This is a genomic window from Cupriavidus taiwanensis LMG 19424 (genome assembly GCF_000069785.1).
Classification (GTDB): Bacteria; Pseudomonadota; Gammaproteobacteria; order Burkholderiales; family Burkholderiaceae; genus Cupriavidus; species Cupriavidus taiwanensis.
In genome coordinates, this window is the sequence record NC_010530.1 from 1,313,111 (window position 1) to 1,336,908 (window position 23,798).

The 23,798-nt window shown below is 69.3% G+C and carries 11 protein-coding genes; 6 read left to right on the forward strand and 5 right to left on the reverse strand.

Annotation, left to right across the window (positions count from 1 at the left end):
• Nucleotides 1–349: 349 nt before the first annotated feature.
• From RALTA_RS21565 to RALTA_RS21580, 4 genes are all read left to right on the forward strand, one after another.
• Entirely contained in the window at nucleotides 350–1,990 is a 1,641-nt protein-coding gene (locus RALTA_RS21565) for a cyclic peptide export ABC transporter (RefSeq protein WP_012356053.1), read from the forward strand.
• Nucleotides 1,991–2,016: 26 nt separating this feature from the next.
• A complete protein-coding gene (locus RALTA_RS21570) occupies nucleotides 2,017–3,042 on the forward strand; it encodes an alpha/beta hydrolase (RefSeq protein ID WP_041232551.1) in 1,026 nt (341 codons plus the stop codon).
• Between the two features lie 61 nt (nucleotides 3,043–3,103).
• Nucleotides 3,104–4,186, forward strand: a complete 1,083-nt coding sequence (locus RALTA_RS21575) for a GNAT family N-acetyltransferase (RefSeq protein ID WP_012356055.1) — start codon at nucleotides 3,104–3,106, stop codon at nucleotides 4,184–4,186.
• A complete protein-coding gene (locus tag RALTA_RS21580) occupies nucleotides 4,183–5,541 on the forward strand; it encodes a lysine N(6)-hydroxylase/L-ornithine N(5)-oxygenase family protein (protein WP_012356056.1) in 1,359 nt (452 codons plus the stop codon). Before RALTA_RS21575 ends, RALTA_RS21580 begins: the two co-directional genes overlap by 4 nt.
• Here RALTA_RS21580 and RALTA_RS21585 read toward each other — a convergent pair.
• The gene (locus RALTA_RS21585) at nucleotides 5,505–6,251 is read right to left on the reverse strand and encodes a 4'-phosphopantetheinyl transferase family protein (RefSeq protein ID WP_157877219.1); all 747 of its coding nucleotides are present in this window, start codon (nucleotides 6,249–6,251) and stop codon (nucleotides 5,505–5,507) included. The genes RALTA_RS21580 and RALTA_RS21585 overlap by 37 nt on opposite strands.
• A 248-nt stretch (nucleotides 6,252–6,499) precedes the next feature.
• Here RALTA_RS21585 and RALTA_RS21590 point away from each other — a divergent pair, with 248 nt between their 5' ends.
• Nucleotides 6,500–7,051, forward strand: coding sequence for an RNA polymerase factor sigma-70 (locus tag RALTA_RS21590; protein ID WP_050976511.1), 552 nt, complete (start codon nucleotides 6,500–6,502; stop codon nucleotides 7,049–7,051).
• A gap of 40 nt (nucleotides 7,052–7,091) precedes the next feature.
• Here RALTA_RS21590 and RALTA_RS21595 read toward each other — a convergent pair whose 3' ends face one another.
• From RALTA_RS21595 to oxlT, 3 genes are all read right to left on the reverse strand, one after another.
• On the reverse strand, nucleotides 7,092–7,841 hold the full coding sequence (locus RALTA_RS21595; protein ID WP_012356059.1) for a dienelactone hydrolase family protein: 750 nt from the start codon (nucleotides 7,839–7,841) through the stop codon (nucleotides 7,092–7,094).
• 90 nt (nucleotides 7,842–7,931) lie between these two features.
• Nucleotides 7,932–8,744, reverse strand: a complete 813-nt coding sequence (locus RALTA_RS21600) for a helix-turn-helix domain-containing protein (RefSeq protein ID WP_012356060.1) — start codon at nucleotides 8,742–8,744, stop codon at nucleotides 7,932–7,934.
• A 229-nt stretch (nucleotides 8,745–8,973) separates the two neighbouring features.
• The gene (gene oxlT, locus RALTA_RS21605) at nucleotides 8,974–10,296 is read right to left on the reverse strand and encodes an oxalate/formate MFS antiporter (RefSeq protein ID WP_012356061.1); all 1,323 of its coding nucleotides are present in this window, start codon (nucleotides 10,294–10,296) and stop codon (nucleotides 8,974–8,976) included.
• Nucleotides 10,297–11,334: 1,038 nt separating this feature from the next.
• Between oxlT and RALTA_RS21610 the strand changes: the two genes are divergently transcribed.
• The gene (locus RALTA_RS21610) at nucleotides 11,335–12,858 is read left to right on the forward strand and encodes a Fic family protein (protein ID WP_012356062.1); all 1,524 of its coding nucleotides are present in this window, start codon (nucleotides 11,335–11,337) and stop codon (nucleotides 12,856–12,858) included.
• A 20-nt stretch (nucleotides 12,859–12,878) separates the two neighbouring features.
• On the opposite strand, the gene RALTA_RS21615 is transcribed toward RALTA_RS21610, so the two are convergent.
• Nucleotides 12,879–23,588, reverse strand: coding sequence for an LWXIA domain-containing protein (locus RALTA_RS21615; RefSeq protein WP_012356063.1), 10,710 nt, complete (start codon nucleotides 23,586–23,588; stop codon nucleotides 12,879–12,881).
• Between the last annotated feature and the right edge of the window lie 210 nt (nucleotides 23,589–23,798).

Here is a 23,798-nt window from a genome sequence, read left to right on the forward strand (position 1 = left end):
TTTGAACGATCCCAACAGGGTGTAGGCAGCCTGCTGCTGGCGCTATTGGTGGGACGCCTTCGGCTGCGCTGCGCGCGCTCCCTATCTCAGGTCTATTGCTCGGGCACGGAGTGCGTCGCTGCGCTCGCACGCGTTATCGCGGGCGATCCTTTGGGCTTTTCCCTTCCGCCTGTTTGCGCCCCTCTCCCGCTTGCGGGAGAGGGGCGGGGGAGAGGGCCGGCGCATCCACGAAGTCAACCGCATCCATCTGCGCGCATCACCTCACCCCCCGGAATTCCCCGACGAACCTAATTTTCCCCCGTCGCCGCACGTCATCCGCTCAGTAACGACCCTCCGCCTCCAAGCCCGCATGACGCTATTCGCCTCCCTGCCGCGCACGCTGCGCCTTACCATCGTCCTGGCCGCCGCGGCCAGCCTGGCCGCGGGCCTGTGCGCGGTCGGCATGGTGGCGCTGATCAACCGCGTGCTGGCGACGCAGGGCGCGGAGGCGCCGCGGCTGGCGTTGCCGTTTGCGGCGCTGGCTATCGCCGTGCTGGCGTGCCGCACGCTGGCGTCGACGCTGTTCGTGCGCGTCAGCCAGGGTGCGCTGGCGCGCATCCGCGCGCAGATCTGCGAGCGTTTTATCGGCGCGCCCTATCCGCATATCGAGCAGACCGGCAATGCGCGCGTGCAGGCGGCGCTGGCGGACGACAGCACCCATGCCGCCAACGGCCTGTCGGTGATCCCCGTGGTGCTGACCAATGCCATGGTGGTGCTGGGCTGCCTGGGCTACCTGGCCTGGCTGTCGTTGCCGACGTTCGCGATTGCCTGCGCGATCCTGGGCGCGGGCTCGTGGATCTATCACCTGAACCACCGCCGCGCCCTGGTGCACCTGAAGCAGGCCGGCATTGCCCAGGACGCGCTGCACGGCCAGTTCAAGGCGCTGGTGGCCGGTGCGCGGGAGCTCAAGCTCAACCATGACAAGCAGCGCGGCTTCCTGCGCGATAGCCTGGGCACCACGCTGGAAGCGGTGCGCACGGCGCGCACGCGCGGCTTGTCGATCTTCTTCGTGGCGCTGGGGTTCGGCAGCTTCCTGTTCTTCGCAGTGATCGGCGGCGTGCTGTTCGCGCCGCGCGCGACGCCGCTGGATCCGGCGGTGATGACGGGCTTCACCATCATGTTCCTCTACATCATGTCGCCGCTGGAATCGCTGCTGAACGCGCTGCCGGCGCTGAGCATGGCGCGCGTGGCCTACGCGCGCATCGAAGCGCTGGGCGCCGATGCCGATCCCGAAGCGCCGCCCGGCGCCGCGCCTGTGGCGCCGTTCTCGTCGGTTACGCTCGACGGGGCCAGCCACCGCTATTTCCACGAGGGCGAAAACAGCTTCTTCGCGCTCGGACCGGTCGACCTGGTGCTCCGCGCCGGCGAGATCGTATTCCTGGTGGGCGGCAACGGCAGCGGCAAGACCACGCTGGCCAAGCTGGTCGCGGGCCTCTACCCGCCGCTGTCGGGCCGCCTGCTCCATAACGGCAAGGCGGCCGACCCAGCGCGGCTGGCCGACTACCGGGCGCTGTTCTCGGCGGTGTTCTCGGATTTCCACCTGTTCGACACGCTGCTCGCGCACGATCCGCAGGACGAGGCCCTGGCCAACCGGCTGATCGAGCGCTTCCAGCTCGGCCACAAGGTCAGCGTGCGCGCGGGCCGCTTCACCACGCAGGCGTTGTCGCAGGGCCAGCGCAAGCGGCTGGCGCTGATCGTCGCCTGTCTGGAGCGCCGGCCGGTGCTGATCCTGGACGAGTGGGCCGCCGACCAGGATCCGCTGTTCAAGGACATCTTCTATCGCGAGGTGCTGCCTGAGTTGCGCGCGCAAGGGAAGGCGGTGCTGGTGATCTCGCATGACGACCGCTACTTCGGCCTGGCCGACCGGGTGGTCAGGATCGAGAACGGGCAGATTGCGGGCGACGCCGCGCCGCACGACGCCACGCCGGTGCCTGAAGCCTCCGCTGCCTGACCCCTTCTTTCCCATCCGCATCGATCATGGCACTGCATCCCGATCTCGAAGCGCTGCTCGACATGGTGGAAATCGCCACCGCGACCGGCAAGCGCCCGGTCATCCACCAGCTCACGCCGGCGCAGGCGCGGCGCGAATTCGACGACGCCTCGGCCGCGCTGGACCTGCCGCCCGAGCCGCTGGCGCGGGTCGAGGCCCTACTGCTCCCGACCCGCGACGGCCAGCGGCTCGATGCCCGCCTCTATGCGCCGCGCGCGCACGGCGACGGGCCGGCGCTGCCGGTGCTGCTGCATTTCCACAGCGGCGGCTTCACCGTGGGCAGCCTGGACTCGCATGCCGCGTTGTGCAGCTCGCTGGCGCAGCGCGCGCCGTGCGCGGTGCTGTCGGTGGCGTACCGGCTGGCGCCGGAGCATCGCTTCCCCACCGCGGCCCACGATGCCATCGACGCGCTGGCATGGCTGGGCTCGCATGCCGATACGCTCGGGCTGGACCCGGCCCGGATTGCCGTGGGCGGCGACAGCGCCGGCGGCACGCTCGCCGCCGTGCTGGCCCTGGCCGCGCGCGACAACCCGGCGTTGCCGCAGCCCTGCCTGCAGGTGCTGTGCTACGCGGGACTGGGGGGGCGCACCGACACCGATTCCCACCGCCGCTACGGCCAGGGCTACCTGCTCGATACGGAAACCATCGAATGGTTCTACCACCAGTACCTGCGCGATGCCGACGACCGCGGCGACTGGCGCTTCGCGCCGCTGCTCGCGCCCGATCATCGCGGCGTGGCGCCGGCCCTGCTGGTGCTGGCCGAATGCGACCCGCTGCGCGACGAGGGCCACGCCTACGCCCGCAAGCTGGCCGATGCCGGGGTACCGGTAACGGTGCGCGAGTATGCGGGCATGGTCCATGAGTTCCTGCGCATGGGCAATATCGTGGCCGATGCCGCGCAAGCGCATGAGGACATCGCCGACGCACTGGCGCAGGCTTTCGGAAGCGTGCCGGGCGGCCCGCATCCGCACATGGCAAGCCTAAATTCAGCACCCGCTGCCTCGTCTCGATAGGCATGACGGTCAGCGCCACACGTGCCGCCCGCAATGATCGTTTCGCCTGCACAGGACTTCGATGCCGACTACGCTCCTCCCCTTCCCTCGCCACGTTTCCTTCGCCGCGGACGCCGCGCTGCGCTGCGAAAGCCGCCACGACGGCGCCAGCCTGACCGTCACGCAGCCCGCCGCCGCGCCGGTGCGCTTCGCGCTGGACGGCGATGTCCTGCGGCTCCTCGATACCGAGGCCGATGCCGCCGCGCTGTCGCATGCCGCCATGGCGGCGCTGGACGCCGCGTTCGCGCACGGTGCGCCGCGCACCCTGCGCGTCCTGCTGGAGTCCCGCGAGGCCGAGCAACGGCTGCATGCGCTTGGCGTGCTGGTGCGCGACCCTTCCGGCGCGCGCGGCAGCGTGGCCCATGCCGGGCTGCTGTGGCAACGCCCCGAGCTGTACCTGGCGCCATCTGCCGGGCCGTATCCGCTGCGCTATGCGCTGACCGACGGCAAGCGCCATCCGCAGCGGGCGCCCAAGCCGCACGGCGTGGTCTATGCGCGCCATATCCCGTGGCTGGACCAGACGCTGACGCTGCGTGCCGCCGAGCTCGAGCGCGACCTGCCCCTGCTGCACCGCTGGATGAACGACCCCGACGTGGCGTATTTCTGGAACGAGGAAGGCGACGAGGCCAGGCACCGCGCCTACCTGCAGGGTCTGATCGACGATCCGCACATGATCCCGCTGGTCGCCGCGTTCGACGATGCCCCGTTCGGCTACTTCGAGGTGTACTGGGCCAAGGAGAACCGCATCGCGCCGTTCTACGACGCGCACGACCACGACCGTGGCTGGCATGTGCTGATCGGCGAGCCGGCCTTCCGCGGCAAGGCCTTCCTGACCGCGTGGTTCCCCGCGATCCAGCACTACCAGTTTCTCGACGATCCGCGCACCCAGCGCATCGTGGGCGAGCCGCGCGCGGACCATGTGCGCCAGATCGCCAACCTCGACAAGGCCGGCTTTTCCAAGGTCAAGGAGTTCGACTTCCCGCACAAGCGCGCCATGCTGGTGATGCTGCTGCGCGAGCGCTTCTTTGGCGAACACCTGCTGTTCCCTTCCCTGGCCCCCTCCCCGGCCTCTCCTTCGACTGCTCAGCAAGGACCGAACCCATGACGCTACGCGAGATTTCCCCGGCCGCCCATGACCTGATCGGCATCGGCTTCGGCCCGTCCAACCTGGCCCTGGCGATCGCGCTGCAGGAGCAGGCCGCGGCCGGCCGGCCGCTCGACGCGCACTTCATCGAGAAGCAACAGGACTACCAGTGGCACGGCAATACCCTGGTGGCCCAGAGCGAGATGCAGATCTCGTTCCTGAAGGACCTGGTGTCGATGCGCAACCCGACCAGCCCCTACAGCTTCATCAACTACCTGCACCGCCACGGGCGCCTGGTCGATTTCATCAACCTGCGCACCTTCTACCCCAGCCGCATGGAGTACAACGACTACCTGCGCTGGGCCGCCAGCCACTTTGCCGCGCAGTGCAGCCACGGCGAGGAAGTGGCGCGGGTCGAGCCGGAAACCCAAGGCGGGCGCATCGGGCGCGTGCGGGTGGTGTCGCTCGATGCGCAGGGCCGCGAACACACGCGGCTGGCGCGCGCCATCGTCTTGTCGACCGGCGGCACGCCGCGCATCCCGCAAGCCTTCGCCGGCCTGCGCGGCGATCCGCGCCTGACTCACCACAGCGGCTACCTGCGCTGGATCGGCACACAGCCGTGCGCGAGCGGCAAGCCGATGCGCATCGCCGTGATCGGCGCCGGCCAGAGCGCCGCCGAGGCCTTTATCGACCTGCACGACAACTATCCTTCGGTGAAGGTGGACTGGATCATCCGCGGCGCGGCACTGAAGCCGGCCGACGACAGTCCCTTCGTCAACGAGATCTTCGCGCCGGCCTATACCGATGTCGTGTTCGAGCAGGCGCAGGCGGGCCGCGACCGGCTGATCGACGAATACCTGAATACCAACTACTCGGTCATCGACGCCAACCTGATCGACCAGATCTACGCCATGCTGTACCGGCAAAAGGTGTGCGGGCAGTTCCGCGTCAACCTGCTGACCTGCAAGGCGGTGCAGGCCGCGCAAGGCAGCGCCGGCGGCCTCGAGCTGGCCATCGCCGCCACGGCGCCGGGTGCGCCGGCCGACACCGACACGCGCCGCTACGACGCCGTGGTGCTGGCCACCGGCTATGAGCGCGAAAGCCACCGCCGGCTGCTGGCGCCGCTGGCGCGCTACCTGGGCGACTTCAGCGTCGACCGCAACTATCGCGTGCTGGCAGCGCCCGAACTGGCGGTGCCGGTGTACCTGCAGGGCTTCTGCCAGAGCAGCCACGGGCTCAGCGACACGCTGCTGTCGGTGCTGCCCGCGCGCGCCGAGGAAATCGCCAGCGACATCCACGACGCGCTGGCCGGCGAGCGCCGCTGGATGGCCCAGCCCGTTCAGGCCGGCGGCACCCAGGCCATCGCCGCCGCGTAACCGTCCGGGCCGGCCAGCCGGTACAACTGGATCCGCGCCAGCGCCGCCGCATGCGCGGCGAGCTGCCCGGGTTCGGGCACCACGGCAAGGCGGCATGCGCCGCCCGCCCCATCGGCCACCACCGACACATGCTGCAGGTGGTCGGCGATTCCCAGGCCCAACGCCTTCAGCAGGGCTTCCTTGGCGGTCCACAGCAGAAAGAACGACGATGGCCACGCGTGTGCCGGCAGCGACGCCAGCCACGCGCACTCGCGCGGCGTCAGGCAGTGCGCGGCCAGCTCACGCATCGCCGCCAGACCCAATACCGGGTCGATCCGCTCGATATCGACACCCACCTCCCCGCCTGCCTCCGCCAGCGCGATCCACGCATAGTCTCCCGCATGCGCGACGTTGAACGCCGCTGTGCCGGACGCTTCGACATAGGGCTTGCCATGGCTGCCGGTGCGGAATCGCAGCGCTGAGGGCGCGCAACCGAGCCGCTGCGCCAGCACGGTACGCAAGCCCACGCGCGCGCCGGAGAAGCGCCGGCGGTCCGCGGCCTGGCGCAGGGTGGCGCAGTGCGCCTGCTCGCGGCTGCACAGGCAATCGGCCGCGGCGATCCTGGCCGCGTGCGCGGGATCGTTCAGGTCCACCTGCCACAGAGACAGTTGCGGTACCGGCGCCGGGATGCGGCGCGGAAAGTCGGCATGGGTCAGTGTTCCGGATTCCATCCGAATCAGGACGAATGGCGCCGCCCCGAATTTAGGGGCCATCGGGCGGACTCGGAAAAGGCCTAAGGCCGCAGCACGCCGCCCTAGACGAAGACGCGCCCGAGAAATTTAATGTCTCCCATATGCCGAAATGGTGGCATTAATTTCAATCTTGGTAACATCTGCGTTACGTTTTCATTTATTGCGAATCATTCGCATTCGTATTAACGTACGACTCCGCAATGCAGCATTCCGAGGAGCCGCCCCCCATGCTATCCATCACCGACCCAGGCTTGCGCCCCGCCCCCGTGCTGGCCGTGGACTCCCTGCTCGGATTATTCGTAGCCAACCGACGCGCCCTGGTGGGCGCCGCGGCCCGCATCGTAGGCACGCGCGACCAGGCCGAGGACGTGGTCCAGGACGCCTTCCTGCGCCTGCGCGGCATGGCCGACGAGCCCTCGATCCGCTGCCGGCTCAGCTATCTGTTCCAGGTGGTGCGCAACCTCGCCATCGATACCTATCGCCGGCAGACGCTCGAGCAGAAATGGATGGCGCCCGAAGACGAAGGCATCAACGCACCGTCGCCGACGACTACGCCTGACGTCATCGCGATGGACCGGCAGGCGCTGTGCGCGCTGGCGGGCGCGTTGGCGGAACTGCCCGAGCGCACCCAGCGTGCCTTCGAGATGTGCCGGCTGCAAGGCATGACGCAGAAGGAAATTGCGTCGGAGCTGGGGGTCTCGCCGACGCTGGTGAACTTCATGGTGCGCGACGCCTGCATCCATTGCCGGGCCAGGCTGACGCGCCAACAGGCCATCTGACCGCGCTTGCGCCTGGCCGGCGCTGCACCGGCGTTGCGGCCTAGGCCGCCACGGTGAAGCGCTCTGCCAGGAACGCCTCGCATGCCGCCCACGAACGCCGGTCGGCCGCGGCGTCATAGGCAATGCCGCGCTCCGGAAAGCTGGCGCCCTCGAAGGTGAACGCATGCCGCGCGTGGCCATACGCATGGAGCTGCCAGTCGGCTCCGGCCTGCGTCAGTTCCGTGGCGATGGCCAGCACGTCCGTCGGCGGCGCCACGGGGTCTTCCCAGCCATGCAGCAGCAGCACGCTGGCGCCGATGGGACCTTGCGGACCGATGCACGGCGGCTGCAGCACGCCGTGGAAGCTGACCGCTGCGACCAGGCCGGGCGCAGCGGCGCGCGCCAGGTCCAGCGCGCACAGGCCGCCGAAGCAGTACCCCACCGCCGCCATCCGCCCCGGATCCACCCCGGGCAAGCGCCTGGCCGCTTCCAGGCCGGCCAGCAGCCGCTGCCGCAGCAGACGGCGGTCGGCCATCAGCGGGTCCATCAGGTACGCGTTGTCGCCCCGCTCGTCGCCGCGCACGCCCTTGCCGTACACGTCGGCGGCAAAGCACAGGTAACCCGATGCCGCAAAGCGGTCGGCGCAACGGCGCATCGCCGCGTTCAGGCCGCTCCACTCATGGGCCAGCAGCACGCACGGCGTGCGCGTTGCGATCATGCCGGCCGGCCGGGCGACGTAGCCCTCGAAGACAGTGGTGCCATCCGTGTAGGTGATCAGGCCGCGCGCCGGCGGCAGGTTTGCAGTGTCCATGGTGCCCTCCGTTCAGGCCGCCAGCATGCGGCCGCGCGGGAGCCCTGTATTGAACGTTTGGGACGTGGGCAGGCCTGGCCGGCGGACCGCTCAGAGGTAGAACGCCGGCGCGCCGGCCGGGCGTTGCCCGAACGACGCCGCGAGCGGCGACGGCCCGACGCGCGCATAGGCGCCCGGTGTCTGCGCCAGGCGCCGGCGCCATGCGCGGATCTGGTGGGCCTGGTCGCTGTAGCCGTCCAGCGCGTCGCCCGCGCCGCGCTGGACCGCCTGGATGCTGTGCTGCAGGCGTTCCAGGTCCATCAGTTGCTTCGGGCCCAGCCCCAGCTGCTGCTCGAACCAGCGGTTCAGCTGGCGCCGGCTGACCGCCATCAGGCTGGCAACCTCCTGCACCTGCCGGCCCTGGCGCAACAGCGCGTGGGCCGCGCGCATCGATGCCAGCCCCGCCGGCGGCCGCAGTGCGGCGAGCCGCCGCAGCAGCCAGTCATCGAGCCGGGCGACGATCCGCTCCGGAGTCCAGGCGGCGCTCAGGTCGGCGCTGAGGGCGTGGCTGCGCCGCTCGCCGAGGTAGCCCGCGAGGTCCAGCAAGTGGTCTCTGCAGTCGGGACCGATGCCCGGAAACAGCCGGGCCAGCCCGGCGGCGCTCAGCATGGCCATGACGAAATACGTATCGGACCACGACCGCCAGCGGCGGCTGGCAGACTGGAAGCCAAGCAGCGAGACCGTCGGCACGGTGGGGCCGTCCACCATCGCGTTTGGCCGTCCGAAGTTGACCGACAGCACCGCGCCAGGGTATGGGCAGGTGGTGATCTCGCTGCCGGCGTAGGCCCCTTCCAGGTCTTGCACGAACCAGTAGCCGTTGACATAGGGGGTCAGGGAGGGGGATGGAAGGAGGACCTGGAACACGGCGGGGATAGGGTGCTGGGATTTGCTATGGGCGTATCTTTATCACGTATCTGTGAGGGGTAGTGTTGTCGTGCCTGGCGGGCGTGGGCTGCTTCGCCGGCGTAGCCGGCGACCTTCTTTCTGGCCGAGCCCGGAATTCTTCGAAGTACCCAATAAAAACGGGCTTCCGAAGAAGCCCGCCCTTTCTGTCGCGATACGCCTGTATCCGGCGCCGCTGCGGTATTGCCGCTCAGGCAGGTACCTGGGTTCCGGCTGCCGCGGTCTCTTTCGAGAACAGGGTCTTCGCGTTGGCGACGTGGCTCTTCAGTACCGGGCGCAGCACCATGATCGCGAGGAAGGCGGCGGTCAGGTCCATGGCTGCCACGGTGTAGAGCACGGTGGACCAGGTGCCGGTCGCTTCCATCATCAGGTTGCCGATCGGCACGAACAGTGCGCCGATGCCCTTGGCGGTGTAGAGCACGCCGTAGATCTTGCCGATGTGCTTGGTGCCGAAGGCGTCGCCGGCGAGCGCCGAGAACAGCGAGTAGACTTCGCCCCAGGCCAGGAACACCACTCCCGACAGGATCAGGAACGCGTACGGGTTGCTGCCGAAGTAGCCCAGCGCGATGATGCCCAGCCCTTCCAGCGTGAAGGCGATCACCATGGTCTTTTCGCGGCCGATGTTGTCCGAGATCCAGCCGAACAGCGGGCGCGAGATCCCGTTCATGATCCGGTCCAGCATCAGCGCCAGCGGCAGCGCGGCCATCACGAAGAAGTGCAGGTCGACCTTGAACTCCTTCACGCCCAGGTCCTTGGCGATCACTCCCAGCTGCGCCACGGCCATCATGCCGCCGGTGACCACCAGCACGAACATGACCAGCATCAGCCAGAACAGCTTGGTGCACAGCGCTTCCTTGAGCGTGTAGTCACGCGTGGCCTGGACCAGCTTGGCCGAGGCCTTGACTTCATGCGACTTGGGCGAACGCAGGAACCACGCCGCGACGAAGGCGAGCGAGCCCTGCAGCAGGCCGAAGAACAGGAAGGTGTGCTGGAAGCCCTGCGACTCGATCATCGCCGCGATCGGCAGGATGGTCGCCGCCGAGCCCGCGCCATAGCCGCCGGCGGTCAGGCCCACGGCCAGGCCGCGGCGGTCCGGGAACCACTTGAGCGCGTTGTTGATGCAGGTTGCGTAGATCGAGCCCACGCCCAGCCCGCCCACCGCCGCGCCGACGTAGAAGCCCATCAGCGTGGTCGCCTGCGAGTTGATGCACCAGGCCGCACCGATGAACACCGCGCCGAACGCCACCATCATGCGTGGCCCGAACTTGTCGATAAAGTAGCCTTCGATCGGCGCCAGCCAGGTCTGGACCAGCACGAACACGGTGAACGCGACCTGGATGCTGGCGCGGGACCAACCGTAGGTGTCCTGGATCTCCGGGACAAACAGAGTCCATGCGTACTGGATGTTGGCGGTGGCGATCATGCAGATCACCCCCACGATCAGCTGCATCCAGCGTGTGCCTTCCGGGACCTGGTGATTGACGCCCATCCCCATTGCCGATGGATTACTCATTTGCGCGCTCCTTGAATAGATTGGCCATTAACTCGCGACAGGGCGGAGGAATATACGGTCGCGCTGCGCCTCAGCTTAGGGGTGGCTGCTGGCATTTCATGTCTCCTAATGTCATTGGCATTTGTTTGCCTCTTATCACGACGCGACCTGAGGTCTCCGCCCTCACCTCTCTCTCAAACAAGGAGCGGCGATGGGATACACAGTATGTGATATATCAAGTAAGTCAAGCGAAAGCCGGGGCAGGGTTTTCACTCAATTAATGCGATCTGCGGATGGGCTGGTGATATTCACGACAAAACCACATCAGAAGCTGTACGAAAAGGTCGCCCGCACTGCCCCGTGGTGCCCCAGGTTCCTTTGCCTGTGCGGGAATCCGGCATGAAGCCCGATATAAATGAGCCCTTCTTCTGAATCGCCTACGTTCAGAATCGGTCATTATCATTACAATATTGTCATGATGGCGGATCTGTCATGATTACAGAATTGTCATGATTATCGACTGCCCTCTTCATAAACTGCGAAATCAATGCGACTGATTAATCTCGTGCCGACATAAAAAAAGCCCGCAGGCGAACCTGGCGGGCTGAGGCATGGTGCGTGACATCGGCCGCAACATGTAGCTGCAGTTATAGGCGATTATTGGCGCCGGTCAAATACCTGAAAAGACTTTGCCACCGGTTAATGGCCTGAATCAGAGAAAACCCTGAGCCAATCATTACTGCGCGCACCACATTATGGGGAAACCGGACTCGAATATTACAAGCCTGTCATTTCAATTCGCTCTTAAATGGCCTCGGCGCTGGTGCGACGCCGGCTCTATGTAGACAAAACAGTAACCATCCGCGCCCGCAATAGATGAAACCGCAAGCACAATAGAACGTTTCGTAAACCGGCCCGGCGGCTGCCGCCCTGCCCTGGCTACTCGGTTGCCTCATAGAAGAAATTCAGGAATCCGCACCAAAAGTAGATGTTTTGGTAACTCCTGTAGAAGCTATGGTAAGCTCCGCGGGCATCTGCCCACCTTCCTGCGACGTCCGCATGGCTCATGCACCACTAGGCTACGACGCCCTCATCCGCAAGTTCGGCCTGCGCGTCCCGCCGTTGCGTTGCACCTCGGCGCTCGCCGACAAGACCGGCGTACTCAGCACGCACACCGGGCCGGACGGCACCACGCGCACGGTCTACCCCCGCAACCGCTACCGGGGTGGCGACACCACGGTAGACCACCTCACCTTTGCGCTGAAGAAAGAGCAACTGGACCTGACCGTGCTGGCGGCCCTGTTCGAGCAGCCCCAGGCGGTGCAGGACGTGCGCGAATGGCTGGCGGCCACGCCAAGCTCGCGCTATGCCCGGCTGAGTGCCTTCTACGCCAAATGGCTGGCGGGCGCGCAGTTCGACTACCGGCTGCCGGCCGGCGCACCCAGGGTGCTGGCGCTGGACGAAGCGGAATACGTGACCGGCCCGTCGACGCCAGACCTGCAGTTCGGCATCCAGAACAACCATCTCGGCCCGGCGGCATTTTGCCCGGTGGTGCGGCGCACTGAAAAGCTGGCGCGCTGGCTTGCCGCCGACCTGCCCGGCCGTGTCGGCAGTGCCATCCGGCGCCTGGAGCCGGAGTTGCTGGCGCGCGCGGTGGATTATCTCTACCTTGCCGAAACCCGCTCGACGTATTCGATCGAGCATGAAATTCCCGATAACCAGCGCGTTGCCAAGTTCCGTCGGCTGCTGGAATACGCCGGCCAGCGTGTGCCGCTGACCGAATCCCAGTTGTGCGAATGGCAGAACGAGATCATCTCGGGGCTGCGCGCGGAGTACAGCTTCCGCGACCAGCAGAACTGGCTGTCGCGCGGCGGGCGGCTGCGCAATATCGCGGACTATATTCCGCCGCCGCCCGCTCAGCTGGGCGCGATGATGGACGGCATTGCCGCGGTGGCGGGCCTGATCGAGAACCAGGCGGCAAACCCGATCGTGGTGGCCGCCTGCGTCTCGTTCGGCTTTGTCTTCGCGCATCCGTTCTATGACGGCAACGGCCGCCTGCATCGTTTCCTGATCCACCATCTGCTGCGCCAGGCTGGCGTTACGCCCGAGGGCGTGGTGCTGCCGGTCTCGGCGCGCATGCTCAAGCAGCTCGACGTCTACGCCGGCCTGCTGAAGGCCTATTCCGCGCCGCGCACGGCGCTGCTCAACTACGCGCTGGATGCGGACAGCGACACCATCCTGATCAAATCGCCGCAGCCCTACTGGCTCTATGCCGCGTTCGACGCCACCGCGCTGTGCGAATTCGTGTTCGAGTGCATCGAGCAATGCGTCGAGCAGGACCTGGCGCAGGAGATCCAGTACCTGCGCGCCTACGACGCCAGCGTGACCCGGCTCGAAAGCTGGCTCGACCTGCGCCAGTCGCGGCTGTCGAACCTGATCGACCTGGTCGTGCAGAACCACGGCGAGCTGTCGCGGCGCAAGCGCAAGCTGTTCGAGGACATCACCGACGACGAGCTTGCGCGCATCGAAGCGGTGGTGCGCGACGAGTTCGCGGATTACCTGGAGCGCCACGCCGGCAACTGAAGCGCGGCGCCCCCGCTGCCCTATCGCGTCACGTCGAGTTCCCAGCCAGGCTCCAGGTGGTCGGGGTTGTCGGCCAGCCGATAGCGCGGGTTCAGGTTGATCAGTTCGCGCAGCGCGAAGTTGGCCACCTGCTGGTCCGGCGTCATCGCCTGCGCCTGCGCCTCGGCCTTCTGGCCCTCGGACAGCAGCGTGTCGAGATGCGCGCCGGCGATGCCCCATAGCGTGGAACCGGCGACGTGGTCCGGGCTGTAGGGCTGCACGCGTACCGATCCGGATGCGGGGCGCTCCCTCGGGGTCTCGCTGGGCGGTTCTTTCGGTGGCTCCTTTGGCGGATCCTTTGGCGGGGTGGAGCCGCCGGGATCGGTGGCCGGCGGGGTCGAGGGACCGCCGCTGGGCGCTGGTGTCGGCGTCGGCGTCGGCGTCGGCGCGCCCTTGTCCTCGTCCTTGAGCAACTCCACCAGGATCTTGGCGCCGAAGTTGACGATCACGCCGCCGCCCAGCAGCACCAGCCCCTTGGGCATGGCGCGGCCGAAGAAATCCCACTTCTGCGCCAGCCATGGCGTGACCGGCTTATCCACGGCGTCGGGATCGGCGGCCTTTGCCAGCCGGTTTTTCTCGGCATTGATCAGCTTCTGCTCGTTGCGCGACTGCAGGTGCGCGCCGATGCCGAACACTGCCAGGCTGCCCGCCTCGATCGCGCCGACCACGCCGCCGGTGTGCATCATGTCGGCCACGGCCAGCTGCACCGCGCCGACCGAGTACGCGTTCATCACGAACTTGCGCAGCCGCGCGCCCAGCAAGGCGGGTTGCGCCAGCCCGGTGTGATAACCCGCGCGGGCGGCGAAATTGACCGTGCTCAGCACCGAATTGGCGGCGAGGAACACCGCGCTGCTGTAGGTCAGCGGCTCGCCGACCTGGGTCACGCCGTGCTCGCCGAACCACAGCATGGTGTTACCGTTGTTGATCGCCAGCGTGGTCAGCTGCAGCGCGTCGTTGACCTGCCCGGCGCGGGTATCGGGCGTCAGCATCGAGGCGCCGATGGTGCCGATCACCGCCTGCGCCTCGCGGATCTTGTCCGCGGCCTCGGGCAGGTCCTTCTTGTCGGCATGGTGGGCGTAGGCGTCGAGCTGGTCGAGCGCCCTGGCAAACTTCTGCTGGTTCGCTTCGTTGATGCCCCACACCGCGGTGCCGGGCTTCTCGGTCAGCGTGCGGCGCAGCCAGGCGATATCGGCGGGCGTGTGCGTGCCGGCGCGCCGGATCACCTTGTTGGCATGCACGGTGCGCCCCATCGCCACGCTGCCGCGGTAGATGAAGCAGCCGGCGCTGGTCAGCACCAGGTTGGCACCGGTCTGCGCCGAGATTGCCGCGGCGCCGGAGGCGGCGGCGAAGGTGCCGGCCGCCGACACCGCCAGCGCGGTGCGCACCTTCCACGGCCGCGGGCCATTGCTGCCGGGCGGCGGTGCGTTGCCGGCCGGGCCATGCGAGATGGTGGCGCGCACCACTGCGCCCTCCCCGCCCGCGCGGCCCTGCGTGCCGTCGCTGCCCCTGGCGCGCGCTGCCTGCTGCATCGCGTCCAGCATGCGATACACCGCGCTCCCTTGCGACGCATCCGCGCCGGTCTCGACATGGGTCAGGTCGGCCACCTTGACCGTGCCGTCCGGGAACAGCGCGAATTCCACGTCGCCCAGGTGCAGGCTGCGCGTCTTCATGGTGTCGGCCAGCGCGGCGATATCGCGCGCCGAGCGGTCGTTGAGCAGCGCGGCAGGTTCGGGCCGCAACTGGCCGGCGGCGTCGAACAGGTCCTTGGTGCTGGCCGCGTAGCGCTCATAGCCGATGGCCGGGCGCCCGAACGCCTCGAACGACGCCGGCCCGAAGCTGCGCACGGTATTGAGCCCGTGCGTGCCGGCGGCCTCCGCCATGGCGGCGCGCTCGCCGTGCACCATGTCGCCCAGCCAGGCCTCGTTGGCAATGCCGACCGCCAGGTCCTTGCCCAGCGCAAACACGGTCTTGGCGCCGCCGCTGCCCAGCCGCGGGCCCAGGTAGGCCTCCAGCCGCACCCGTTCGCGGGTGCCATCGGGCCGGCGCAGGAACACGTTGCCGTGGTGGTCGATCTTGAAGCTGTGGCCGGCGTAGGGGTCGGGCTGCGGCGACAGGCGGCGCCAGCGGCCCGGCTGCGCCAGGTCGATCTGGCTCTTGCCCGGATCCTGCGCGTAGGCGCCGCGACGCAGCGCGAACTCCGGCACCAGCACCTCGGTCCTCATCACGTCGGCCACCTGCTGCGCCAGCATGCGCCCCTGCGGGGCATGCGCGCCGTCCAGCGCCAGCACGATGGGCTGGCCGGGTTCCCAGTCGTGCGCCAGCAGGAAGGCGAGCTCGTGGGCGCCGACGCCCTCGCCCGCCTCGCCACGCAGGCCACCCTCGGGGCGCACGGCGCCGACCACCACCAGGTGATCCCTGGGCGCGTTGACGCGCACCGCCGGCTCGCCCAGCGCCAGTTCGGCCCAGCGGTCCGGCGCCTGCCGCCAGCTGGCGGGCACCGGGTCGCCGGCGGTGCGGGCGCCATGCTGGCGCACCGGCTTGCCGCCGCCGGTGACCGCCACCACCGGCAGCGCCGGCATGGCGCCGTGGAAGCGGCCGCCGTCCTGCACATGCACCGGCGCGCCGGAAGCAGCCATGGCGGCGGGGTCGGCGGCCACGCGCAGGCGCGCGCCATAGGCCAGGTCGCTGCCCGGCGCGCGGAACGCATCCACGTCGAGCCGGCCGTCGGCGCCGTAGAGGCGCGCGTTCAGCCCGGTAGCCAGTTGCTGCACCAGCGACACCGCTCCATCCTGCCCGTAGCAGCCGTACAGCACCACCGGCATGCCTTCCTGGTAGTCCGGGTGCGCGCGGATGCGGTCGATCACCGCCGGCGCATCGAGCAACGGCTGCGCGCCGTCGGCGCGGTCGCCGGCCCGCATCGCGATGCCGCCGAACAGGCCCTCGGCGCGCACGGTGAAGTGCCCGGGAATCTGCGGCACCGACACCGCCACTGCCTCGTCGCCAAAGGTCTTCTGCCCGGCCTGCTGCGCCAGGTCCAGGTCCGCGCGCCCGCGCGGAAACTGCTCCAGCTGGGCCAGTACGTCGATGCGGCGGCCGTCCTGCTGGCGCACCAGCGGCAGCCCGGCACGGAAGTCGTCGGGCAGCGCGGCGCGGATCTCGCCAAGGTAATCCGGATTGAGCGCAAAGCCTTCCGCGTGCGGCTTGTGCCCGCGCAGCGACAGCGGCACGGTGCCGATCACGCTGCGCGCGTCGACCGCGCCGTGCCGCGCCGCCTCGCGCTGCGAAACGATGGCGATGCGGAAGTTGCCGCCCGCCTGCAGCGCCGGGCCGAGGTCGCGCATGGCCTGCTGCAGCGACAGGAACGACGCTTCCGGCAGCCCCGCGCGCAGCGGCACCGACAGCCCATCGCCATGGCTTACCACGTAGTGCACGCCGGCCAGGCGCCCGCCGGAGGCATGGATGCCGTCGACCGTGGCCTCGATCGCGGCGCGGCTCGGCGCGCCGTCGCGCACCGACCAGCTGCCGTCGCGAATCTGCGGGCGCGCCGCGGGCATCGCCGCCGGCTGGCTGCCCGCGCCGTCGGCGCGGCTTGCGGAAGCGGCCTTGCGCGGCAGCTGCCCGCCGTGCGCGACCACCGCTTCGGCGGCGTCCGCCAGCGGCTTGCGCGCCAGCGCGGGCCCGCCCGGCAGCGGTGCGCGCGCGGCACCCGGCCCGCGCGGCTCGCCGCCGGCGGCGGCGCGTCCGTACAGCGTGATCACCGCCTGGTGCACCTCGGTCGAGAAGCCATCCACCGTTGCCACCCGCTCGCGCGAGACGCCGTCGACGGCGCCGGCATCGGCCGCGGCCTGCAGCACGCGGCCCAGTTCCTCGGGGCTCTGGAAGCGCTCCGGCATATTGCCCCGGCGCAGCAGCAGCGCCGACACCGCGTACGCGCCCCAGTTCGACACGCTGGCGGTGACCACATGGTCCACCGGCACCACCGCGGCGATATCGCTGCCGTCGAGCGCGCGCGGGATCAGCCCGCCCACGCCACCCATGCCGGCCTCGTTGCCGCCGTCACCGACGCCCAGGGTCTCGATGCCGTCGATGGCATTGGCTTCGAGCACGATCTGGTCCAGCGCCGGGTTGAAGTCGTCGATGCCGACGCCGCGCATATTGTGCTTGGTGCCGCGCGCGCTGCGCGACGGCAGCTCGATCGCCATCACCCGGTCGGGGCCGACCTCGCGCAACAGCGCGCGCGCCGGTTCGGCCGCACTGCCGATCGGTGCATCGAACACGCGAATATTGTCGAGCGGCTCGCCCATCTCACGCAGGATGCCTTCCAGGATCGGCCGGTTGGCCGAATCCACCACGTAGGTCACCTGCTTGCCGCGCAGCCGCAGCGCGCGCCCCAGTTCCGCGGTGCCCGGGGGGCCGTCGGTTTCCGGCATGTCCTTGGCCACCGAGAAGCCGGTCACCAGCATCACGTTGCTGGCGTCTTCCAGCGACGCCGCCGCGCGCTCGGCGCCGCCCGGCATGTAGAACTCGCGCAGGCCGCGGCCGATGTAGTTGAAGCTGATGCGGTCGACCGGCGACAGGTGGCGCCCGCCGTCGACCAGCGCCAGTGCCGGCGACACGTCGGCGGCCTCGCCGAAGGCCGTCTTGAACACGCGGATATCGGGGCGCCGCCCCATCGCGTGCGCCAGCCCGGACACCCGCGACGGCTGGCCGGTGGTAAAGACGATGGTCGGCAGGGTCTTGTCGTCGGGCACCGCCGATGGGTCCAGCGGCTGCTCCAGCAGTGCGCTGCGGTCGATCAGGCCCTGGTCGACCAGCATCTCCACGCCCTTGCGCGCCTGGTACTGCATCGGGTCGATCAGCCTGACATCGCTGCGGCCGATGGCATCGAGCTGCTGGCGCACCAGCGTCTCCAGCGCGGGATAGTGGGTGCAGCAGAACCACAAGGAGGTGGCGTCGGCCGGGATCTGCTCGGCGTTGATGTACTTGGCCACCAGCCCCTTGAGCTGCTCCAGCTTTGCGCCGTCGGCCAGGTGCATCAGGTTGTTGACCGCATCGGCCCACTCGGTCGCGCCGATCTCCTTGACCGTGACGCTGCCGCCGCTGGCCTCGGCCACCGCTTCCAGGTAGGCGTGCAGCTTGACCGTGCCGGGCGTGGCCACCACCACCGGGCGCGCGCCGCCCTCCGTGACGATCCTGGGCGCGGTCTGCATGATCAGGTTGACCACCTTGGCCTGGTGGGTGCCGGCCAGCGCCTCGGGAAACGCCGTGCAGGCGGTGTTGCAGGCAAACAGGTCGACCGCGCCTTTGGCCTTCTGCGCCGCGACCACGCCGGCATGGACCAGGTTGACCAGGTCGCCGCGCTCGCGCCCGCCGTAGGTGCCGGCGGCATGGTCGGTAAAGGCCACCACCTGCACCGCCTTGCCGGTCATGGCATAGGTATGGCGCGCGATGTTCTGCGCGGCCAGCAGGCCGCCGTTGCTGGAATCGAAGGCGGTGATGACGATCGCATCGTCCTGCACCCGGATGCCGAAGTCGGCCGGGTCGATCCCTTCGGGCAGGAAGCGCCGCTGGATGCCCTCGAACAGCTGCGCCATGTCCAGGCCCGCGGGCAGGCGCTCGGCCGCCTTCTGCAGCAGCTCGTAGACCCCCTTCTGCACGGTCTTGTCGTAGCCGCGCACGCTGGTGGCGCCGACCTCCAGCGTGACGCCGTCGCGCGCCTTGTGGCGCGCCATGGTGTCGAGCAGCGCGCCCACGGTCTCAACGCTCGGCATGCCGCGGTCGTGGCCCAGCGCGCGCTGCACGCCGAAGCCGATCGCCTGCGCCGCCAGGTTGGAGTTCATGCCCGTCACCAGGTGGTCGGCGCCGACGTCGGACCAGCTGTCGGCCAGCTGCTCGGTCACCGCCATGTCGCGCAGCAGGCGGTCGCGCGCGGCGCGCATGCCGGCCTCGTTGCCGTGGTCTCCCACCGCAATGGTGACCATGTCGGCGACATCGTTGGCGTCGATCAGCAACTGGTCGAGCATGGCATTGCCGCGCACCCGCTCGCCGTTCTGCAGCCGGTATTCGTTGTTGGTGTTGCGCCCGGCCACTTCCACCGCCACCACCGCCTGCGGCTTGTGCATCGCCAGCAGCGCGCGCGACTGGCGTCCGGCGCTGGCGAAGTCGCGGGCCGAGAAGGTCTCGACGCGCGCATCGGGCTGGTTCAGGTCCTGGCGCAGCATCTTGCGCAGCGTGCGAGCATGGGCGCGGTCGGTCACATAGACCACATCCTTGCCCAGCGAGGCCAGGTAGGCGCCCAGGGAGGCGGCCCCGACCGGGCCGTTGGTCTCGGCGCGGCCGTGGGCGGTCAGCGGGCCGGTGACGATCATCACCGAGTCCAGGTCCGCCAGCGCGCGCGCGGCCATCTCGGCGCCGTAGGGCACTCCGATGTTCTCCATGCTGCCGTCGATCCACAGCACGTTGTCCAGCGGCGAGATCGCGTTCTGCCGCAGCGACATGCGCGCGGGCGCTTCGGGCCCGTCGGCATGCGCCACCACCGCGGGGCCGTGGCTGACCGTGCGGCGCTGCACGCCGGCGTCGCCGTCGACCCCCGGGTGGCGCGGCGCGCGCGCCAGCGCCGGCGTGCCGCTGGCGCCGCGGCGGCGCGAGGCGGGCACCGGCGCGTCGGTGCGGCCGCTGCCGCCGCGCTCGCCCGAGGGGTTGCGCGCGGCGGACTCCGTCACGTAGCGCGCCATGGCGCGGCTCATGGCGCGGTCCATCATGCCGTGGATCACGCGTTCCTGCAGCATCGTGCCGCGCGTGACCGCCATGTCAAAGGCCGCGGCGGTGCCGAGCCTGGCCGATTGCCAGGGCGTGAGGCGGTGCGGGGTGCGCAGGTCGCGGGGCGCAGACGTGCCACCGTCGCTCGTCGGCCTGGCGCCGTTGCTGCGCTCCGGCGTGGAGGGCCTGGCCGCGCCCTGGGCGGGTTCGCCGTCGGCCTGCTTGCCGGAGCGGCCGGACTGGCCGTCGGCATCGGTGCGCGCAAGCGGCTGGCCCGCGGCGTCGCGGCCGGACATGCCCCGGCGCGTGGTGGGCCGGGTGGCGGCTGGCACGCCATCGCCGTCCCGGAACGCCCCCAGCGCGTCCGGCGCCACGCCGCGCGCCGGTCCGCCGACGCCGGCCGGATCGCCCGCGCCGACGCCGCGCCCGCGCATCGCCTGGTAGCCGTCGCGCACGGATTCGCCGATGCGCTTCTGCACCGCCATCGGCAACATCTGCGTGGCGCCCATCAGCAGCATGGCGCCGTTCTGCAGCTTTTCCGACACGCTCATCTCGCTGCCATGCTCGGCGAACATGGCGGCCTGCTGCAGGGTCTGCACGCCGCCGATGCCGAAGCCCACGCCATTGAGCACGCGGCTGGCGCTACCGTAGTGGCCGGCGCTGTGGGTCAGCATGCCGCCCGCCATCTGGCGCAGCGGGTTGGTGCTGCCCGCCAGCCGGGTGCCGGCGTTCATCGCCAACGCGCCGGTCTTGGCCAGGCCCATGCCGCCCATGCCCGCCAGCGAGCCGGCCACATTGAGCCACTGCGCCATCGCTTCCTGGCTGGCAAAGGGATTGACCGAGCGGCCATGGTCCGAAATATTGTCCAGCGCGGCCCACGAGGTGCCGACCCCGTACCCCATGCTGCCCACCATGCCGACCCACGCCGCGGCCACCAGCGGCGTCAGCGTGCCGCCCGAGGCCACCGCCAGCACCCCGCCCGCGACCGCGCCGACCGCGGCCACGCCCAGGTTGACCCAGCCCCACACCTTCTCGCTGGTGGTGACGATATGCGCGTCCATCGCGGCGTAGTCGACATGGCCGTCGCGGCCCAGGTCCAGGTTCTCGGCAAAGTAGACCGTGCCCTTGTCGGAGAGCAGGTTGTTCTCCTGGAAATCGCGCTTCGCGTCCAGTTCCTCCTTGCCGTAGACCGCGCCCTGGTCGTCCACCCACAGGGTCTTGCCGTCCTTGCCCTCGAACTCGAACACCGCGGTCTGGTACGGCACCCCACCGGGGCCGGCCACGTACATCGGGATGGCCTTGACCGTGGTGTCCGGCTTCGCATCGTCGGCGATCTGTTCGCGGATCGCACTGGCGTCGCCCTGCGGCGCGGCCAGCGCGATGGCCTTGGACAGCCCCGTGTCGTCCGAGGCCTTCGCGCTGAGTTCTTCCTTGCGCATCGCCAGGCTGTCGAAGGTCTGCCGCAGGATCTCGTCCTTGTCGAGCTCGAAGCGCTGGTTGGCTTGCTTTGCCTCCTCGGTGCCGGCGTAGTCCTCGCTGCCGCGCTGCACCGCGTTGCGCAGGTAGACGTCGGACATCACCGGCGCGTCCTTGCTTGACTTCAGCGATTGCTCGAAGGCGGCCGACAGCCCGATGTGGCCCTTGGCGGCGGCGTCCTGGGCGCCGCCGTAGATGCGTCCCTGGCGCGACGAGCCGCCCTGGTTCATCATCATCAGCATGCTGACCTCGTTGTCGCGGTCGGTCAGCCAGCTGGCCGTGCTGGTCGCGGCCGGGGCCGTGCCGGGCCGGGCCTGAGGGTTGCGCGCGTAGTACCCGGCATCGGCGGCGTCGACCACCGCCGACAGGCCATGGTAGAAGTCGTCCCAGTCGTTGTACCCGGGCGACTGGCTGTTGTTGCGCCCGGTCCAGTCGTTGCTGTACCCGGTCTTCACCGTATCGAGCAGCGTGCCGGCGTCTTCCTCGATCAGGTGCGGCGCCACTGCCTGCAGGTAGACCCCCACCTTGTCGGCGTACATCTTCTCCTGGCCGATGATGGGCCGGCCCTTGTCGTCGTGGGTCTTGTTCTTCAGGTCCTTGTCCATCGACGCTTCGATCTGCGCCTTGAACAGGTCGCCGCTGAAGCGGTCGTTGTGCACGTCGACGTAGAGCTGCCGCTCCTCCGGCGTCTGCGCGGCATCGGCGCCGGCCTTGCGGATCTGCAGGGCGCCGGTGACGTCGCCGCTGTCCAGTTTCTGCGCGATGCCGCGGGTCATGGCGTCCACCCGCAGCGGTACCGAGCCCTCCATGTAGCCAAGCATCCGGTTCAGGCCGTTGGCGGCCTGGCCGCGTTCCGCCTGGCTGAGCTTGGGATCCTCGCTGCGCGCCTTGAGCTGCTCGACGGTGTAGCCGAGCAGGCCTTTCCCGGCGACGCCCTTGTCGTAGGCGATCCGGGCGGGATCGGTCGCGGGCAGGTCGGCGGCCGGAACCAGGCCGTCCGCGCCCAGCGCCTTGTACATGACGTAGCCGGCCGGGTTGTGTTCCATCAGCGTGCGCTCGGCCTGCGGCAGGTCGCGCGGCGTGGTGGCGTTGGGATCGGTCCTGGCCTGGGGATCCAGCGTCAGCCCCTGCGCCTGCGCCATCGCCAGCGTGGTGGGGTCGTTCTGCGCCAGCTTGCGCTCGAACTCGGTGGAAGGTGTCAGGTGCTCCATCTCGCCGGCGATGCGCCCGCGCAGGTCGACCCGGTCGATCAGCTGGCCCATGCCGCCCTCGGTGCCGTAGCGCGCCTTCAGGTCCTGCACCGCCTGCTGGCGATAGCTGTCCGGCACCTTGACGCCCTGGCCCGACGCCAGCGCCTGCAGCTGCGCGTCGGCGTCGCTGACCTTGCCGTTGGCCAGGGTCAGGTCGTACGAGCGGTCCGCCATCGAGATAGTGCGGTCGTGCGGATCGTTGCGCAGATCCTTCAGCGCCTGGTCGGCGTCTTGCTTGTAGCCGTTCGCCGCGACCGTGTCGATCTCTTTCTGCAGGGCGGCAAGGAAGGTCTCCTCGGCCTTTACCCGTTCCTGCTGTGCCTGCTCATGGGCGTCGCGCGCAGCGACGAGCTCGTCGTCGGCCTCGAGCTCGAAGCGCCGGATGCCGCCGGGAATCTTCAGGTACGCGGCCTGTTCCTGGTCGACCCTGGCGGCGGCCTGCTGTTCTTTTTCCTGCGCCAGCACCACGTTGAAGCGCGCACCCTGGGTGTCGCGCGCCTGCTGCGTGCTCTCGGTCTTCAGGAATTGCGTCTTGGTCTCTTCGATATTCAGCGCGACATTGGGATCGTCATAGCGCTTGCGGATCTCTTCGGCCTTGGCCTCGACCGCGGCCTTGACGTCCGCGCCGGTGGCCGCGGCGTGGTTGGCGGCCACGCGCAGCTCATTCTGCGCGCCGCCCATCACGTTGCCGTACTTCAGCCCCAGCGGCTGCCACTGCTTGTCGGTCATGGCGCGGCCGTCGAGCTCGGCCACGACCTTGTCATAGGCGTCCTGCGCTTGCTGCTGCCAGCCATCGGTCAGCGCCCTGGCATCGCTTTCCTTTTTCTTGCGCGCTTCCTCGGCGGGATCGGTCTTGGGCTTCTCGGGCGCGGGCGCATCGACCTGCGTGGCCTTGGGCGACTGCGCACCGGTGGCGTTGGCGGTGTAGAGCGCCGGCGTCACCACCACCCCCTGCGGCTTGTCGGGCTGGTCCGCGGGTCTGGCCTGCTGATTTTGTTGGGTTTGTTGCGACTGTTGCGCCTGCTGCGTGTTCTGGGTGTCCTGCTGGCGCTGGGTCTCGCGCGCCTCGGCCGCGCGCTGGGCGCGTTCGGCGGCTTCGCGGGCGGCCCGTTCGGCGGCCTCGCGCGCGGCTTCTGCGGCGGCGCGGGCCGCGGCCTCGGCGGCCGCGCGCGCGGCAGCCCGGATGGCATCCATGAAATCCAGCATGACGCAAGTCTCCTGGCGACGCCGGCGCGTGCCGGCAGGTCAGACGGTTGCCGATGCCCGGGCACGCGGCCGGGGCCACGCGCCAGCAGCGGGCAAGCCGCGGGCATCATGCGCGCCGATTCTGCGCGCGTCGGCGGCGCAGGCCAACTATGGGAATTCGTAGGCCCGCGGGAACCAATGGCTACAGCCAAATGCCCTTGAGTTAAGGGA

What these genes read in the sequence shown, in the direction of transcription:
- RALTA_RS21575 (WP_012356055.1), top strand. Translation starts at nt 3,104, where the DNA reads ATGCCGACTACGCTCCTCCCCTTCCCTCGCCACGTTTCCTTCGCCGCG.
- RALTA_RS21570 (WP_041232551.1), top strand. Translation starts at nt 2,017, where the DNA reads ATGGCACTGCATCCCGATCTCGAAGCGCTGCTCGACATGGTGGAAATC.
- RALTA_RS21585 (WP_157877219.1), bottom strand. Translation starts at nt 6,251, where the DNA reads ATGGAATCCGGAACACTGACCCATGCCGACTTTCCGCGCCGCATCCCG.
- RALTA_RS21610 (WP_012356062.1), top strand. Translation starts at nt 11,335, where the DNA reads ATGGCTCATGCACCACTAGGCTACGACGCCCTCATCCGCAAGTTCGGC.
- RALTA_RS21615 (WP_012356063.1), bottom strand. Translation starts at nt 23,588, where the DNA reads ATGCTGGATTTCATGGATGCCATCCGGGCTGCCGCGCGCGCGGCCGCC.
- RALTA_RS21595 (WP_012356059.1), bottom strand. Translation starts at nt 7,841, where the DNA reads ATGGACACTGCAAACCTGCCGCCGGCGCGCGGCCTGATCACCTACACG.
- RALTA_RS21565 (WP_012356053.1), top strand. Translation starts at nt 350, where the DNA reads ATGACGCTATTCGCCTCCCTGCCGCGCACGCTGCGCCTTACCATCGTC.
- oxlT (WP_012356061.1), bottom strand. Translation starts at nt 10,296, where the DNA reads ATGAGTAATCCATCGGCAATGGGGATGGGCGTCAATCACCAGGTCCCG.
- RALTA_RS21590 (WP_050976511.1), top strand. Translation starts at nt 6,500, where the DNA reads ATGCTATCCATCACCGACCCAGGCTTGCGCCCCGCCCCCGTGCTGGCC.
- RALTA_RS21580 (WP_012356056.1), top strand. Translation starts at nt 4,183, where the DNA reads ATGACGCTACGCGAGATTTCCCCGGCCGCCCATGACCTGATCGGCATC.